Origin of the sequence: Shewanella sp. c952 (assembly GCF_019654975.1) — a bacterium.
GTDB lineage: Bacteria > Pseudomonadota > Gammaproteobacteria > Enterobacterales > Shewanellaceae > Shewanella.
In genome coordinates this window covers 78441-95073 of the sequence record NZ_BPEW01000019.1, presented here as the reverse complement: position 1 = coordinate 95073, position 16633 = coordinate 78441, and the positions used below count along the sequence as shown (strand labels likewise).

The 16633-nt window shown below is 42.3% G+C and carries 13 protein-coding genes and 1 rRNA gene; 8 read left to right on the top strand and 6 right to left on the bottom strand.

Translation table 11 applies throughout. The features are described from left to right. Positions 1-3 precede the first annotated feature (3 nt). Positions 4-119: ribosomal RNA gene (gene rrf, locus K5R16_RS13680) — 5S ribosomal RNA — on the top strand. Between the two features lie 1425 nt (positions 120-1544). Here the strand turns inward: rrf and trmL are convergent. Then, a complete protein-coding gene (gene trmL / locus K5R16_RS13675) occupies positions 1545-2006 on the bottom strand; it encodes a tRNA (uridine(34)/cytosine(34)/5-carboxymethylaminomethyluridine(34)-2'-O)-methyltransferase TrmL (RefSeq protein ID WP_220738117.1) in 462 nt (153 codons plus the stop codon). A gap of 278 nt (positions 2007-2284) precedes the next feature. On the opposite strand from trmL, the gene K5R16_RS13670 reads away from it, so the two are divergent. Then, a complete protein-coding gene (locus tag K5R16_RS13670) occupies positions 2285-3229 on the top strand; it encodes a LysR family transcriptional regulator (protein WP_220738116.1) in 945 nt (314 codons plus the stop codon). Between the two features lie 33 nt (positions 3230-3262). Here the strand turns inward: K5R16_RS13670 and K5R16_RS13665 are convergent, their stop codons facing one another. The 3 genes from K5R16_RS13665 to K5R16_RS13655 all read right to left on the bottom strand — a co-directional run bounded on the left by K5R16_RS13665 (position 3263) and on the right by K5R16_RS13655 (position 7431). Beyond that, positions 3263-4138, bottom strand: coding sequence for a YjjW family glycine radical enzyme activase (locus K5R16_RS13665; RefSeq protein WP_220738115.1), 876 nt, complete (start codon positions 4136-4138; stop codon positions 3263-3265). Between the two features lie 3 nt (positions 4139-4141). Then, on the bottom strand, positions 4142-5695 hold the full coding sequence (locus K5R16_RS13660) for a YjjI family glycine radical enzyme (RefSeq protein WP_220738114.1): 1554 nt from the start codon (positions 5693-5695) through the stop codon (positions 4142-4144). Positions 5696-5910: 215 nt separating this feature from the next. Continuing rightward, positions 5911-7431, bottom strand: a complete 1521-nt coding sequence (locus K5R16_RS13655) for an aldehyde dehydrogenase family protein (protein ID WP_220738113.1) — start codon at positions 7429-7431, stop codon at positions 5911-5913. 236 nt (positions 7432-7667) lie between these two features. Between K5R16_RS13655 and K5R16_RS13650 the strand changes: the two genes are divergently transcribed. Further along, a complete protein-coding gene (locus tag K5R16_RS13650; protein ID WP_220738112.1) occupies positions 7668-8648 on the top strand; it encodes an MDR family oxidoreductase in 981 nt (326 codons plus the stop codon). A gap of 73 nt (positions 8649-8721) precedes the next feature. On the opposite strand, the gene K5R16_RS13645 is transcribed toward K5R16_RS13650, so the two are convergent. Then, positions 8722-9654, bottom strand: coding sequence for a LysR family transcriptional regulator (locus K5R16_RS13645; protein ID WP_220738111.1), 933 nt, complete (start codon positions 9652-9654; stop codon positions 8722-8724). 452 nt (positions 9655-10106) lie between these two features. Here K5R16_RS13645 and K5R16_RS13640 point away from each other — a divergent pair, with 452 nt between their 5' ends. The 4 genes from K5R16_RS13640 (at position 10107) to K5R16_RS13625 (ending at position 14881) form a co-directional block, all read left to right on the top strand. Beyond that, positions 10107-11627 (top strand): flavocytochrome c, encoded by a 1521-nt coding sequence (locus tag K5R16_RS13640; protein WP_220738110.1) that lies wholly within the window; start codon positions 10107-10109, stop codon positions 11625-11627. A gap of 28 nt (positions 11628-11655) precedes the next feature. Beyond that, on the top strand, positions 11656-12009 hold the full coding sequence (locus K5R16_RS13635) for a cytochrome c3 family protein (RefSeq protein ID WP_220738109.1): 354 nt from the start codon (positions 11656-11658) through the stop codon (positions 12007-12009). 348 nt (positions 12010-12357) lie between these two features. Continuing rightward, a complete protein-coding gene (locus K5R16_RS13630) occupies positions 12358-13602 on the top strand; it encodes a hypothetical protein (protein WP_220738108.1) in 1245 nt (414 codons plus the stop codon). A 169-nt stretch (positions 13603-13771) separates the two neighbouring features. Continuing rightward, entirely contained in the window at positions 13772-14881 is a 1110-nt protein-coding gene (locus K5R16_RS13625; protein ID WP_220738107.1) for a hypothetical protein, read from the top strand. A gap of 74 nt (positions 14882-14955) precedes the next feature. Here the strand turns inward: K5R16_RS13625 and K5R16_RS13620 are convergent, their stop codons facing one another. Further along, a complete protein-coding gene (locus tag K5R16_RS13620) occupies positions 14956-15855 on the bottom strand; it encodes a LysR family transcriptional regulator (protein WP_220738106.1) in 900 nt (299 codons plus the stop codon). Positions 15856-15976: 121 nt separating this feature from the next. Between K5R16_RS13620 and K5R16_RS13615 the strand changes: the two genes are divergently transcribed. Then, on the top strand, positions 15977-16624 hold the full coding sequence (locus tag K5R16_RS13615) for a TetR/AcrR family transcriptional regulator (protein WP_220738105.1): 648 nt from the start codon (positions 15977-15979) through the stop codon (positions 16622-16624). Positions 16625-16633: the final 9 nt, after the last annotated feature.

The following is a 16633-nucleotide window of genomic DNA, read 5'->3' as shown; positions in this document are numbered from 1 at the left end:
TTGTCTGGAAACCATAGAGCTGTGGTCCCACCTGATCCCATTCCGAACTCAGAAGTGAAACACAGTATCGCCGATGGTAGTGTGGGGTTTCCCCATGTGAGAGTAGGTCATTTCCAGGCGCCTAATAACGATAAATCCCTAGTGCTCTGCACTAGGGATTTTTTCGTTTATCAGCTTTTGAATTACTGACTCGAACATGGGGAAATTGAAAGCGCATGCGAAGCATGCATCATTACATGTGATAGTAGATAGCGGTGTGGCCGATATGCCCATGTGTGACGGGGTCATTTCCAGGCGCTCAATTAAGTGAAGAAGCCATAAATGCCTACCTCGACGTCAACCCGCCGCTGAGCGGGGTTCCCAGCTTCGTAACAAGTTACTCGCGCTACTAAGTCCATGAATGCGCTGCATTCAAATCAGAGTTTCTTCGCCCCCATGTATCCCCTGCGAGGATAATAAAGAGTAGGTGATTTCCAGGCGCCTAATACGAGAAAGCCCGTTGTTAACGCAACGGGCTTTTTTACGACTGCGATTTGAGTCTGTTAATCATTTAACGATACTCCTTAGGGTGATACTTATAATGGGGTGGCCGATATGCTCCCTAATAATTAGGAGTTTATCGTTTATCAGTCACTATTCGAAATAGAAAAGATAAAAGCCCTTTGCCTACGCAACGAGTTTTTGCATTTAATGAGTTTTATTGAACAAGCTGCATGATAGTAGTGTGGTTTATATCTCTTCTCAAGTATCACTGTGATTTGTTGTTGATTAGCAGTGCTTAGCTTTTGGAGTGGTCATGCTGTGTTTGTCTATCTGCTGCTAGAGCGGCCCTTGTGTCGCTTTAGTCAGGTTACTTGTAACTATGCTTTGCCTGTTATCTATCTCGAGAGTTTAAGAGTTATGCCAATCCCATTAAGGATATACTCAGTTTAGAGCTTTCTCAGGGCTTTCAATTCAAAGCTCGTTGTGGAACAAGTGGTTATTCCCTTTTGAGACTATGGAACGTAGCAGTGAAAGTCCTGAGACGCTCACAACGTGCGGCTGATAGTTAAGGCGTGGGGAAATCACTTAATACAGCGCATGTGCCACTCGATATACGACTAAATGGTCTATTTTGTTCCATAAAAATAAGACATTCCGGCCCACCTTGGCAGTCAGATTTAGGAGTTACGAGACCAAGGATGGTCAAAGGTAGAATAATGCAGGAGCAATTATCGAGAGCGGAGCAGGATGCCAGAGCCGAGAATAACGATTAGCGATAAGCCAATGACTTGTCTAAAGTGATTTTAACTCCCGCTGAATGAGCAACTCTTTAGTGGAGTTGCTATTAACATTAGAGGGGGCGCTAGTTATATTTTATCGCGGCGCAAAGCAGTCCTGCAGTATGCATGGTTAATTGTATTGTGGAATTTGAGTGACTTGAGGGAAAGGTACTAAGAATGGGTTATTGTGTTTGCATAAGATAAAGCCGCCAAGAGACGGCCTTAATGTAGCGGTGATTATCTTAAGTAGCTCGCTTGAAGTATAACGAGCATCGAAAAGGCTTAAACTCCAGAGTAATCCAGTTGTCGCCAAGCTTCGTAGCTGATGATCGCTACGGCGTTAGAGAGATTTAGACTGCGGCTAGTAGACATCATTGGAATTCTAAGTCGTTGCTCTGTTGGGATCGAATCTATGATATCCGCAGGTAAACCACGACTTTCTGGGCCAAAAAGTAACACATCATCCTGTTGAAAGGTTAACTCTGAATGTGGGCGGCTACCTTTAGTGGTACAAGCCATAATTCGTTTGCCTTGCATTGCTTCGAGAAAAGATTCGAAATCTTTATGGTGAGTAACCTTTGCTAAGTCAGCGTAGTCTAAACCAGCACGACGTAACTTTTTATCTTCCAAGTCAAAACCTAAAGGCTCAATGAGGTGCAGCTGGCAGCCATTATTAGCGATGAGTCTTATTATGTTACCGGTATTTGGTGCAATTTCCGGTTCGTAAAGTGCGATATGAAACATGCGGGCCTGCCTAAAATGTAAGAGCTGAAATCTACTCCAATCGTAAGTGTTGGTTAGTAAATAGATTGAATATCTACTCACTTGATTGATACGAGAGATTAAGCGCTTTGATTTGATCATTATTCAAAGAGTAAAACATTATACGGCAAACAATGGGGTGCTGAAAATAGCGCCGTGACGTGAGTTTGCTCGTATATCCGAGTTAGCTTGATATGCACAAAACTCAATTAGGTCTATATTGCACTATATTAGAGCTCCCTCCACTAATAGGCACTATGATGGATATCGCTAAACTCTCACGGATCAGTATGAAGCATTTAATTACCTTACATGTGATGCTCGATACGCAAAGTGTAACAGCAAGTGCTAAGCGTTTATGTTTAAGCCCCTCTTCTGTAAGTAAGACGTTGAGCCAATTACGACAAAGCTTAGATGATGAACTTTTCTATCGTCACGGTAATAAGTTGGTGGCTACGCCTTTGGCGCGGCGTTTAGGGCCGAATGTACATCAAATCATTCATGATATGAATCTGCTAATAACTCAAGAGGAGTTTTCTGCAGCAGGCTATGAAGGGAGTTTTTCATTAGCCATGCGTGAAAGTACGTTTGAGTTAATTGCTGCCAAATTGGTGGCAGATGTACTGCAACAAGCACCGCATATTAAGCTCGATATTCATGCTAAAGACAGTATTGGCTTCGAGGGCGTCGTAAAAGGTAGTTTAGATTTTATCCTATTACCCCATGACCGAAGCCAACCGCCAATCGCTCAGCAGGATCTGGTTTGGGAGACGCTGATTAATGATGAAATGGTATGCTTGATGAACGCCGCTCATCCGCTAGCAGATAAAAGCACAATTTCCATAGATGATTACCTAGATTACAGCCATGTTGGGATCAGTGATGTTGATCTCAATCGGCCTTTTTTTGAGTTAAAACTTGAACAACTAGCTCTAAATCGGGCAACTCCATTATCTGTTGCGGATTTTGGTAGTGCCGCTTTGATGTGCCATAACAGTGAGCTGTTATTTACCTGTTCACGTCACTGGGCGGACAATGCTTTGCAAGCTAAGGGATTAATCACTAAAAGATTACCTTTCGATTATGGCGAAGTTGCCTATAGTCTGGTGTGGCACAAGCAAAGTATGAATGACCCTGCCCATCGTTGGTTCTACGAACAACTTAAAAAGGTTATTGCAGAGCTATTTAATGACAATGCACTTTAGTTTAAAACCTTAGCTAAAACTCTTAGATAAGTGCTACAGATAAGAGCTTGGTAGCACTATGTTAATCACACCGTGTTGCGTAAGCTCTGTTGCTAGTTGTTTAATATGTGTTTCGCTGCAAGTAGGCCAATTTAGGGCGGCTCCTGCCACGCCATGGTGCTGGAATGCATTGAGTTTGATTCGAACTTTTTTAGGTAAGGTTTTGAGGTGGTTTGCCACAGCAGTAATTTCAGTGTCGAAATCGCTAATCCCAGGAATATGAAGTAAGCGTACTTCATGCAATTTCCCCTTTGAGGCTAATAACTCTATCGCGCTAATAACTCGGTGGTTGCCTCTGCCGGTAATATAACGATGGGTATCTTGTTGCCAGGATTTTAAGTCAATCATTGCTCCATCTAAAACAGGCAGTAATTGTTGCCAACCGTTAATACTCAGGCTGCCATTGCTATCTAACATGCAGGTTAAATGTGCTAACTCATCATCCGCTTTTATAGCACTGAACAATTCGATGATAAAAGGCAATTGAAGGCTCGCTTCCCCCCCGCTTACAGTAATGCCATTAATAAAGTGTACCTGTTGACGAATCAACGCCAATAATTGCTCAACACTATATAATTGGGTTTTTGGGCTTGATTGCTTAGGGCATGCACTCAAGCATAGGTCACACTGAGTGCACAACGCTTCATTCCAGATAACCTGCGGTTTATCGTTGCTTGTTATCAAGCTTAGCGCTTGCGTTGGACAGCTTGGTAGGCAATCACCACAGCTATTACAAAAATCTATTGTGTGTGGATTGTGACAGCTCTTACAGCGATAGTTACAGCCTTGCAGAAAGACAGCGAGTCTGCTGCCAGGCCCATCAACGCAAGAAAAGGGTATTACTTGATTAATTATCGCTATATTGCCCAAGGGTTAATCCGTATAACTTGGATTAAATTCTTGCGCTATAACTCGCGGCTGACGTAGCAATATTTTGGTATTAGCCGCTGCTTCTGCACCTAAGCCTGTGGTGTTAGTTCTAGAGCCGCTCTCTTTAAATTTCTTAATATCAGATAACTTAATCATATAGCCAGTGACGCGAACTAAATCATTGGAGGCGACATTGACGGTAAACTCTCTAAAGCCATGTTGCAATGCACCTTTGCAAAGTTGAAACATTGCGAGCGGATTTGATTTAACCGTTTCATCTATGGTGAGAACATCGCTGATCCCTGAAGTGTAATATTGATGATGAACCGCTAAAGCTTTGATATGAGCGATAGGGTTTGGCTCTGTTCCGTAGGGAATTCGCACCCCTGGAGTCACATCCTTATCAAGACTAATTCCGCCTTGTGAATGCAGTAGTGCTCTATCGTTATAGCCGTAATCCACAACTGTCGTTTTCACAATGGCATCAAGTGCTTTGGATATTTGATGCCCCAGCTCATTGGCTGCACGGTCGTGACCATAATACGGGCTTGGCTTTTCGGAGTTTGATGCTGTTAACTCTGGGTGTCCGCGCAGAATATTAACGGCTTCTGCCATACCATAAATACCAAACATAGGTGCAAAGCGAGATTCTTCAATCAGTCCCTCTTTAACTAAAAAGCTACTGAAGAAGTTCGATTCTTGATGTAGAAACCTGCAGCGGGCATTTATCAGCTCATAGGTTAATTGGCAGTAGTGTGGCAGGGTACTTTCGAAGAAGTCAGTGATGTCAGTAGCTTTTAACGCAACCTCTTTTAAGTTAAGGCGTACCAAGGTGTTCGCTCCACCTGCCAGTGGCAGAGAGTTGTAGCAACTGACGATGCCAAAGCCTTTAACATCGTAGCTGTTAGCATGGATTGGATAGTTGGCAATATGGGGTTTACTGCATTCACAGATGTTGGCTGTGGCAACTTGCAGTAACTCATCAGGTGTAATGCTTGGGTCATACATAAAAGTTAGATTGGGCGCTATCTGTTTCAGCTCCGCATCTATCTTCAAAATTGTACGGCATACAACATTATCAGTCGGGCCAATATTAACGTGCATAAAGGCATCAGGTAGGGTTCTATCAAGCATTATCCAGAACAGCTTTAATTTCCGATAAATAGTATCGCTATCTAGGTCTTGGCAAAACGGCATGAGTACATCGTCTAGCTGACCTAAATATACCGGGATATTGGTCACTGAAGGGACATGGTGGTAAAGAATCGTTAATGCATTTAGCGCTTCATCTAAATCTTGCGCAGCATTGAGCTCCAAGTATTTAGAGCCTTGCTTTAAATACTTAGCATAATTTGGCAGAACATATCTTGGCTTAAAAGGCGCATTACCTTCAAACATATCGCAAATAACACCCGCTTGCATGGCATGCTCAACCGCTGGCGACACAGCAACATAGGGTAAACTTGCATCTGCTTCTAGCGCTAAAAGGTTGGACTTCTGCTTTGGGGAAAGTGTCGCGTTGCGAGTAATTTGAGTGAGACGAGTTTGTAAGGTCATGGCGTAATATCCACTAATATTCTATGGGTAATATTTTAAAGTAAACCTCCAAATTCCTATAGTGAAAAGCCAGCAAGGAGGTTTTTCTGAAATGGAAACTCGGTAGCGGAGATCGCAGGTTTTCAGAAAGTAAAAGCCAAATATAATGCAGTTAATAGCAACTATATTTGGCTTTGTGTCTGAGCAGACTATATTTTTATGACTGTTGGTCTTTTTTAAAAGAAACCAAGTGGATTTGCATCGTAGCTAATGAGTAAATTTTTAGTATTCTGGTAATGGTCGAGCATCATTTTGTGAGTCTCACGACCGATACCTGATTTTTTATAACCGCCAAATGCAGCATGGGCAGGGTAGGCATGGTAGCAGTTTATCCATACCCGGCCTGCTTGAATACCACGACCCATTCGTTGAGCAGTGTTCATGTCTCGAGTCCATACTCCAGCACCTAAGCCGTATTCGGTATCATTGGCAATAGCCAGTGCTTCGGCTTCATCTTTAAAGGTGGTTACAGATATGACTGGGCCAAATATCTCCTCTTGGAAGATCCGCATGTCATTAGTGCCTTTCAATATTGTAGGACGAATGTAGAAGCCTTCACTATGTTCACCTTCAAGTTGGCAAGAGTCACCGCCCACCAGAACCTCAGCTCCTTCATTTTTGCCTATTTGTAAGTAACTTAGAATTTTATCAAACTGTTCTTGAGAGGCTTGAGCACCCACCTGAGTTTCGGTATCGAGTGGGTTGCTCTGCTTTATGGTTTTACTACGTTCTATTACTTTGGCAATGAACTTGTCGTAGATCGATTCCTGGATTAATACTCGAGACGGGCAGGTACACACTTCACCTTGGTTAAAGAAGGCTAGCAACATACCTTCAATCGCTTTATCGAGATACTCATCTTCATGACTCATCACATCTGCAAAATAGACATTGGGAGATTTACCGCCTAACTCAACGGTAGAGGGGATTAAAGATTCTGCGGCACATTTTAGAATATGGTGACCTATTTCCGTGGATCCAGTAAATGCCAGTTTGGCGATTCGAGTGCTTGTAGCTAATGCTTGCCCAGCTTCATTACCAAAGCCGTTAACGACATTGAGAATGCCTTTAGGGAGCAGATCTTCAATGAGTTCAAGCATGACTAGAATCGAGGCTGGCGTTTGTTCTGCGGGTTTTAATACGACGCAATTGCCCGCAGCGAGTGCGGGAGCAACCTTCCATGCAGCCATTAAGATAGGGAAGTTCCATGGAATGATCTGTCCGACGACTCCTAGAGGCTCTGGGAAATGGTAGCTAACTGTATTGGCATCAATATCGGCAGCGCTACCCTCTTGAGCACGAATACAGCCTGCAAAGTAGCGAAAGTGATCGACAACCAACGGTAGATCAGCAGCTAATGTTTCTCGTACAGCTTTGCCGTTATCCCATGTTTCAGCGATTGCGAGTGCTTCAATATTCTGCTCAATACGATCTGCAATTCGAAGCAAAATATTAGAGCGTTCGGTGACTGAGGTTTTCCCCCAGCTATCTTTAGCTTGGTGGGCGGCATCAAGTGCAAGTTCAATATCACTGGCATCAGAGCGCGGGATCTGGCAAAAAACTTGGCCATCAACAGGAGAAGGGTTATCAAAGTAACGACCATTGACGGGCTTAACCCATTCACCACCAATAAAGTTTTGGTACTGTGGTTTGAAATTAATGACTGCATCGGCAGTTCCAGGTTTGCTATAAATCATACTTTTATTCCTTGTACGTTTTTTATGCGACAACTCAGTGTAGCCTCAAAGCAATCGTCAAGGTATAGGAATAAAGTCGGGTAGTTTGTTACGAGTGGAATTAGCTATATTAAGGCTCGGTAGACTAATTTATCGCAATTTATGCGTGTAGTGCATTGCTTCTATGCAAAATATGCACTTCAGTCATAATTGTTTATAGCCTATGCTCTCTCTATCAGTTTAAATAGGAACTCGTCATGTTTAACGCGCTTGTATTGACCCAAGAAGAAAAGCTTACTTATGCTAACGTTCGTCAAATGTCTGAGGCTGAACTGCCTGAAGGCGATGTATTAGTTGAAGTTGCATGTTCATCTTTGAATTACAAAGATGGCTTGGCCGTTACCGGGGTAGGACGGATTATCCGTAATTTTCCTATGGTGCCAGGTATCGATTTTGCTGGAACAGTACTCGAATCAAGCGATGAGCGTTATAAATCGGGTGACAAAGTTATTTTAACAGGCTGGGGTGTCGGTGAAAATCACTGGGGTGGCTTAGCTGAAAAAGCGCGAGTTAAAGCAGACTGGTTAGTACCAATGCCTGAAAATTGCGACGCAGCTAAAGCGATGCAAATTGGCACCGCAGGTTTGACTGCCATGTTATGTGTTCAGGCATTACAGCAAGCAGGGATTAAGCCTAGCGATGGCGATATCCTGGTGACGGGCGCCAGCGGTGGTGTTGGCAGTGTTGCGGTAACCTTGCTAGCGCAGTTAGGTTATCGCGTGGTGGCAAGCTCTGGTCGTGTTGAACAGAACGGACCGCTATTGACCAAGCTAGGTGCTAGTGAAGTTATAGAGCGTAGTGAGCTTGAAGTTGATGCTAGGCCATTGGAAAAGCAGCGTTGGGCTGGGGTAATCGATACCGTAGGTAATAAGGTATTAGCAACTGCATTGGCACAGATGCAGTACGGCGGCGCAGCAGCAATTTGTGGATTAGCGGGCGGCTTTGCTTTACCGACTACCGTAATGCCATTTATCTTACGTGGGGTCAGTCTATTGGGCGTTGACTCGGTATCATGCCCATTTGAAAAGCGTCAAACAGCGTGGCAAGATGTGCTTAGATTATTACCTGCAAGCTATTTTGAAACAGCTTGTGAGGCTATTGCACTTGAGCAAGTGCCTGAGTTTGCACAGCGTATTATTAAAGGCCAAGTTACAGGGCGCGTACTCGTTAAACTTTAAGTTAACGATATAAACAATAGCCCAGCTTATCGCTGGGCTTTTTTGTGGCTTCATTCCAGCGGATTTATCTTCACTATAAATTCTGTGGGCTTTGGGCTAACAATTTTTGTGTGGCTGCGCTTATCTCTTCACGTAACCACTTTTGTGCTTTGTCTTGCTCACAGCGAGAATGCCAAAAAAGATTGTAATCTAAGCTGGGTAATTTAAAGGGTAGCGGTTTGACTTTAAGCCTATGACGTTGAGCGACTATTTCCGCCATTCCCTCTGGCAGAGTAATGATAATAGGATGAATCGATTGCAGGGCGAGTGCGGTATCAATATGAGGCGTTCTAAGTAACTCCGTGCGCGCAGGGTAGTGGCTAATCGCATCATCGAGTAGCGCTTTTACTCCATCACTGATGGCTATCGTTGCATGAGGGTAGTTGAGGTAATCTTCTAAGCTTATATCACTACTTGCCAGTGGATGGTTAGGTGAAAGTAAGCAACTAACCCCCACTTTACCTAAAAATGTATGTTGTAAATTGCCGGTTTGCCCTATAGCACGGCATATCGCCATATCTGCACCTTTGACACTGAGTTGTGCCTGTAATTCAGTGTGTTGTACCGGTAATATCTCCAGTCTTATATTGGGAGCCTGCTGATAAATATTGGGTAGAATGAAGGGCACTAATGCCTGCATCGCATAATCGGTTACCGCGATAGAAAACTGCTGCTTACACTCATGTGGCACGAATGCTTTCGGCGTTAATAAATTAATGAGTTGCCCAGTTGGTTGCTGTAGCTGTTGGTAACAGTCGAGTGCAAACTGTGTTGGTACTAGCTGCTGTCCTACCCGAGAAAACAGTGGGTCGTTGAGCATCTCTCGCAGCCTAGCCAGAATGCGACTGGTGGCGGATTGACTAAGGTGCAATCTTTTAGCTGCTTGAGTGACGCTACGTTCCTCTACCAAAATTTGCAGCGCTATGAGTAGGCTCAGATCTTGGCGGTAGATCTCTTCTAATTCCATAATTCCTAGCGATTCCTTAGATTATTTTGTTTTCGAAGCAGCTGTTAGTTTGGCAAGCCTAATGATGGCATGAAAGTATATTTCTCGGAACTACTGCTTGCATACACAATTTTACCATCTCTATTTCTTTACGAACCATTAACTATTGGAACTCCATTAGCTTATTCCAATACTTTTGTTTGCTGTTAGTGTTTCTACCGAGAAACAAGAGGTGAGTATAATCACTAAATTAGCGTTGCAATGGTAGTTGCAGGCAATTTATTGCGATGGCGCATTGTTTGGAATAGATTCCAAAATACTCCTAAAGTAGTAAAAACCTTAAACATTAGACCTAGCTTTGAATTCTCAGATGTTATTTTATTGTTTTAAATGTTCCGCCGTTTTACTCCCGTTTTGGAACTGGTTCCAGTCCTATTATGTTCCTGTCGATTAAAACTAAAAGGTGATGACAGATGAGCAATAACAATCTGCTGGGACGCCGTAATTTCATTAAAGGAATGGGAGCTGCTGCGGGTGTCGCAATGGCTGCACCAGCAATGGCTATTTCTGAAAAAGCGGATGGCGTTAAGTGGGACAAAGAAGTTGAAGTCCTAATTATTGGTTCGGGTTTTGCGGGACTTGCGGCAGCTATTGAAGCTACACGTAAAGGCGCAAAAGACGTTCATATTTTCGAAAAGATGTCCTACTTCGGTGGTAACTCTGCGATTAACGGCGGTTTATTCGCTGCGCCAGGTACACCTATGCAGAAGCTGGAAGGTGTTAAAGATTCAGTTGATCGTATGGTTAATGATCAGCTTAAATCTGGCCGTGGTATCGCCGATGAAGCGCTACTACGTCACGTTGCAGAGCATGCCGTTGAAGCATTGCAAATGACATTAGATGCAGGTTCTGAATACCATCCGTACCTACAACAGCTTGGTGGTCACTCGGTCGCTCGTACTTATCAGACTACCGTTAGTTGTGGTGCTGGTATTACTCAACCATTGCTAAATGAATGTCGTAAACTAGGCGTTCATACTCATAACCGCGCTAAGTTTGAAGGTTTCTTAGTGGGTGAAAAGGGCGAAATAGTCGGCGTTAAAATGCGTGAGAATTATCACTTTGGTGAAGACCAACCGGGTAAAGTCAGTAATATTCGTGCAATACGTGGCGTGATTATGGCGACTGGTGGTTTTGCGCAAAACGTCGATCTACGTATGGCGCAAGATCCAACACTTACTTCAGAAGTGGGTTGTACCAATGCTCCAGGCGCTACCGGTGAAGGTATGTACGAGATGTTCCGTCTAGGTGCTATCCCAGTACATTTAGCTCATATCCAATCTGGCCCTTGGGCATCACCAGATGAAGGTGGCTTCGGCTACGTATCTAACTACTCAATCTACAATTTCCCTCATTCAATGGCTGTTAACCGTCTAACAGGTAAGCGTTTTATGAATGAAATTGCTGACCGTAAGACTCGTGCAGATGCAGAACTAGCATGTCGTGATGAGAAAGGTGAAGCACTGCCTCCGATTTTGATCACTAGCTACAAGGATTCTAAAAAGCATCCAAATACCAAGAAAGTGATCAAGTACAACGTAGGTTGGAAATTCGATACGGTTGAAGAGTTGGCTAAGCATTTTGATGTGCCACTTAAACCGCTTAAAACACAAATTGCTGAATACAATGAGTACGTTAAATCAGGTGAAGATAAGCAGTTTGGCAAGAATATGACAAAAGCCAAAGACAAGTATATTCAAGCTCCATTTACCGTGGTTCGTTTGTGGCCAAAAGTTCACTACTGCCAAGGTGGTGTACAGATCAATACAGACGCAGCAGTGAAAGATAGCTTTACTGGTCAGTCAATTCCAGGTTTGTATGCTGCTGGTGAAGTGTGTGGTGGTATTCACGGTGTGAGTCGCTTAGGTAGTTGCTCAATTCCTGAATGCATGGTGATGGGTATGACAGCTGCTCGCAGTGTCATGAAAGCCTAATTCTGCCAGATAATAAGAGGAATGAGTGATGATTAAATTAAAAGCGATGTTGGCACTAACCTTAGGTTGCCTATTAAGCTTATCGGTACAAGCTGTTGAAATACGTGACCACCATAAGGAAGTGATTGGTAAAGACTGTAAGACATGTCATGACAATGGCATCAAGCAGTTCCCATCAGACCAAGCCTGTTTGCAGTGTCATGATGTTGATGACTTAGCTGAGCAAACTGCACGTAGTGAAGAAGATAAGTGGCAAAATCCACATAATAATCTTCACTATGGCAAAGAGTTACCTTGTCAAGAATGTCATGGTGAGCATACTTCAAAGCAACCACTTTGTAGTAACTGTCATACATTCAAGTTTGATAAGTTTAAAGAGTAATAATTAGCTTTACTTTGAGTTAAGTTCCATCTCAATTGTCCTAAAAAATTAGGTAGTGGCTATAACCGTTATTAGTTATAGCCATTTTTATTTAAATTTAAAAATTCCCTGCAAAGAATTTTATTCGGCCTCTATTAGAGGTCTTTTTTGTTTTTATATTTTTCTTTTTCTTTTTCTTTTCTCTTTTTTAGTTGTAGCTTTATAATTCGTTATTAATATTGTTAACTCTTTTATATGGTTTTTTGTTTTTTTGTTTTTTATTTAAAGTTGGGTTGTTACCAATTTTTGGAATCAGTTCCACATGTATTATTCCTGATGTAAATAATTATAAATAAACAGGTGTGATGTATGAAGATTAAAGTATTATTAGGAGCTCTATTATTATCTAATGGCGCTATTGCTGCAGATATTCCTGACTTTCTAGATGCCAAAGAAATGAAGTCTGCTGAATTTGTTTGTTTGGGGGAACAAGCAAGTTATTCAGCTAAAGATCAAAAGTACATTGATACTTTATGGAATGAAACGCTAAGTTATTTAGAGGCCTACGCTGTCGCGTTGACTAATGACCAATCAAGCGGTTGTTTAAATTCAGACACTGCCTTGGTTGATTCAACTGAAGGTGGCCAGAGCATGTGCGTTATGGATAGACGTGATATGAAGCTCATGGTGAAGAATATCTATCAAGTATTGAATAATAAAGATGAAGCTAAAAAATGTTTTGGTGCCAGAGAAGACGTTAGTTGGATCTACAATCCAGGCGGAGAGTTAACTAAAAATTCACCGGTTGCGCAGCATTTTAAGCGTACGACATTTAAAGAGTTTTTTGATAAGAAAGTCACCGACAAAAACGTTAAAAAGTATGGTGAGCAATTCACCAAAAACTTCTACAAAATGGTGACAGGTGATGAAGTTAAAATGCCTGCCGTATTCCCTTATGACATTAGTGCTAAAGCATTGCCAAACCTATGGGCAGCAGCGGGTTGGTTCCCTATGTATGCTGAAGAAAGTAAGCGTAATGACAAGAACTTTAATAACATTCGTGGCGGTTACGCCTATGCGGAAATTTTTGGTCACTGGGGTTTATTACGTATTGACGAAATCAATGGTGAAAAGGTCGGTGCTGAAGTGGGTATGACAGTGCAGTCAGTTGATACTCTTTATCCGTTCCATAACCACGCTATCTCTGAAATGTACTACAACATGCGTGTTCCAGCATGTACTAATCAGTTTAAAACAATGGCTGTGCGCGAAGACTCACCATTAGTTAAGACGGTTAAAGAAGACGATAGTATGCGTCGCGTACAGTTCGATGAAGGTCAACATAATTCGCAAACGATGTGGTTATCAGCAAGTGCAGAGCAAGATCCACTCATGTACTTCCATCAAAATACTATTCACGCTTTTGACATCGACGGCAGCTGTGAAGCCAAGCCTGAAGAGCGCGCAATTGTGTCTGTATGGGCTCGAAGTAATGCTCATGACAAGCGTAATGACTATGGAACGACTCTACTTTGTGAATCCGCTGCAAATCCTGGTACTCCCGCTAAACGTGGTGAAGTCATTCAGTGCGATTTAACTAAGTTGAAGTGGTAAATATATTTTAGGTATTAGTGGCAAGAGCTCCCCTTGCCACTAACGCCAAGGAATATTGTTTTAATTAAATTATAAGAAATATCTACATATATCCTTCGCACAATTTTTTATGTTTTTACGAATATAAAAATAACATATTGCGATGGAAAGGATTCGATTAGAGGTAATGATGAAAAATAAAATTATAAGCTTAGCGGTTGCAAGTGTGTTATTTCCAATGCTTGTTGCTCCAGCAGTTGCAGATGATTTAAAAATTGGAGGTTCTGTTAGAGCTAACTACAGTTATAGCGATTATTCTGATTCTTCAAAAGATAAAGCAGGCGACTTCGATTTTAACTTGGTTTCAATCACTTTTGCCGATAAATGGAACGATATTGGTGTTGCTGCTGAATATCGTTTTTACCAAGGCTATGACTTTTTAAAATATGGTTATGCCTACTGGGATGTTAATGAAGATCTTACCGTTAGTGGTGGTGTTATCAATAAACCTTTTGGCAATAAAGGTTATGCATCTCATAACTGGTGGTATAGCTTAAACTACTACCTAGGCTTTGAAGATGACTACGGTGTTGGTGTTGCTGCTAAATATCAAAAAGGTAGTTCATTAACTGAACTCGCATTTATTAAAAATGCGGTATACGGTAGCAGTGATCACCGAGATTTTGCCGGTACGGTGGCTAAAGGCACCATCGGTGATATTGACTACAATAACGAAGAAACTAACACCATCGCAGGTCGTCAGAGTTTCACCTTAAACAGTGGAGATTTAACCACGGTTATTGGTGCATCGGTTGAGTATGGTCAGCTATACAATACCGAATTTGGCGAAAATGGTGACACACTCAATTACGCCGTGCATCTAGATATGAACTACGATGGTTGGGGCTTTCAGGCACAATACCTAGCTTATGACTATGACCAATATGATGATGGTCGTATTGATCCAAATAAGATTGGTATGGGTATGTTAGATAGTTTCTTTGAAGTAGCCAGTAAAGGTAATATCTACACGGCTAACCTATCAAAGAACATTGCGACTTCTTGGGGTAGTTATACTATCTACAATGATTTCAGCATGGTTCAGCCAGATTTTGATGAATATGATGACTCGATACTGAATACCACAGGTGTTTCACTAAGCTATGGACCAGTATTTGTTTACGTTGATTATTACGCAGCAAAAAATGTGCTTTGGCTTGGTGGCAACAGTCTTGGATTGACCCAAGCTAATGATGATTGGGATCATCGCTTCAACATTAACTTTGCTTACTACTTCTAGGTAAGCCTTTAATGCCTATTGGTATTAAACAAAAATGCCAACGTTATCGTTGGTATTTTTATGTTTAAAAAACTTTATTGGTAATCTGAATCAGCTTCTTTAGCAGGTGATGCTTCACCTAATTCAGTCACGTTGGCTTTAATGAGGTTAATCAGTTGATGAGTCGCATCTGTTTGAGTTTCTGGATTGAGGTACAGCGATTCATTGAATACTGGTAACGGTGGAATGTTATGCTCTACCGGATCGAGGATCTGCATCTTGTCGTTAATACGAAACTCTGCAATGGGTGAAATGACTATGTCATTTTCTACCGCTAAGCACATTGCCGCTGGTGAGGGTGTCGATAGCAGTACGCTCATTGGTCGCATCGATATTTGGTGGTTGGCAAATACTTGCGCTCGTATCGGACAGTTTTCAGGATATAGCGCTACAGGGACTGTCTCACGTTTATAGGCGCTGCCACCTTTAGCGGCTACCCAATGGAATCGGCGTTCAAACAGCAATTCGCCAAGACCTGCCGCAGGCGCTTGCCAATGAGTGGCCACAATGACATCGAATTCGCCGTTATGTAAGCGTTTATAAAGGTTGCCGCTTACATCGGTATCAATGACTAACTCAATACAGGTAAATTCGCGAATAAACTCAAGTAAGCAGCTACCTAGATATCGATTGATGTAATCTGTCGGTACTCCGAGTCGTATGACTTCACGGTTTTGACATTCTTTAAGCTCGTCAAGTGCTTGAGAACTAAGCTGCATCATCTTGTATGCATAGTTAAGCAGCGTCTTTCCTGACTCAGTTAAGCTGACTCCTTTATTGTCTCTTAACAATAAAGGTTGGCCGACACTCTCCTCTAGCTTTTTGATTTGTAAGCTAATAGTTGATTGTGTTCGGCATAGTTTATCCGCAGCTTTGGATAAGTTTCCACATTCAACTACCGCAATAAAGCTTTCTAATAGTTCAATTTTAAGCATGGGCTATTGAGTTTATTCATGATGCTATCAGTATTACTCAATAACCCTATAGCTCCTAGGCTGCTAATGTATGAATGTGAAGTTTATTTAAGTTTATTGTTAGAATTGTGAAGAGGTCGACATGAGTAATTGGCAGCAGCGAGAAAGCTATTTAGCTGAGGTGGCGGAGCGATGTTTACGCGGTCATAAAAGTTTTGATTTGCGCCGTTCTCATTTGGTTGAAGCTAGCCAGATCTCTAAGGGAACTATTTACAACCATTTCCCCAGCGAAGCGGATCTAGTGGTTGCTGTTGCAACTGCTCATTTCAAGCATCGCTTAGAAAGGGCGGTGATTGATAGCGAACTTTATCCTAATTATCTCAAATGCTTTCTAATGCATCACTGTTGGTCAATCCGTGACGATCTTTTGCATGATCGTTTTATCATTGCTCGAGTGATGCCTAACTCTGAATTACTCGCGCAAGCGACAGATGATAATCGTTATGCCTTCGAGCAGGTTTATGCTGAATACATTGAATGGAATCGTCATCTCGTTGAGTCTATGGGAGTCGTGGAAGGCTTTAACAGAGCTGAGTTGGTGGCTAATTACTTGCGCGGTGCCCAGATAAATTGTAATGACGCGGATAAGCAATACAACGATCACCACCTCTATTATCAATTTAGCTATGCGTTGGCGCAGCTACTTGGGCAGTCAAATCAGCGCCTACCGACGTTAAATTACTATATCGACTGGCTAGCAGAGCTTGAAGGTACTGCTAACGCTGCTTGATATTGCGGC

Bases quoted from the DNA above. Each gene is read 5' to 3' on its own strand.
- K5R16_RS13620 (WP_220738106.1), bottom strand. From the start codon at position 15,855: ATGCTTAAAATTGAACTATTAGAAAGCTTTATTGCGGTAGTTGAATGT.
- K5R16_RS13645 (WP_220738111.1), bottom strand. From the start codon at position 9,654: ATGGAATTAGAAGAGATCTACCGCCAAGATCTGAGCCTACTCATAGCG.
- K5R16_RS13660 (WP_220738114.1), bottom strand. From the start codon at position 5,695: ATGACCTTACAAACTCGTCTCACTCAAATTACTCGCAACGCGACACTT.
- trmL (WP_220738117.1), bottom strand. From the start codon at position 2,006: ATGTTTCATATCGCACTTTACGAACCGGAAATTGCACCAAATACCGGT.
- K5R16_RS13625 (WP_220738107.1), top strand. From the start codon at position 13,772: ATGAAAAATAAAATTATAAGCTTAGCGGTTGCAAGTGTGTTATTTCCA.
- K5R16_RS13640 (WP_220738110.1), top strand. From the start codon at position 10,107: ATGAGCAATAACAATCTGCTGGGACGCCGTAATTTCATTAAAGGAATG.
- K5R16_RS13635 (WP_220738109.1), top strand. From the start codon at position 11,656: ATGATTAAATTAAAAGCGATGTTGGCACTAACCTTAGGTTGCCTATTA.
- K5R16_RS13615 (WP_220738105.1), top strand. From the start codon at position 15,977: ATGAGTAATTGGCAGCAGCGAGAAAGCTATTTAGCTGAGGTGGCGGAG.
- K5R16_RS13670 (WP_220738116.1), top strand. From the start codon at position 2,285: ATGGATATCGCTAAACTCTCACGGATCAGTATGAAGCATTTAATTACC.
- K5R16_RS13650 (WP_220738112.1), top strand. From the start codon at position 7,668: ATGTTTAACGCGCTTGTATTGACCCAAGAAGAAAAGCTTACTTATGCT.
- K5R16_RS13630 (WP_220738108.1), top strand. From the start codon at position 12,358: ATGAAGATTAAAGTATTATTAGGAGCTCTATTATTATCTAATGGCGCT.
- K5R16_RS13655 (WP_220738113.1), bottom strand. From the start codon at position 7,431: ATGATTTATAGCAAACCTGGAACTGCCGATGCAGTCATTAATTTCAAA.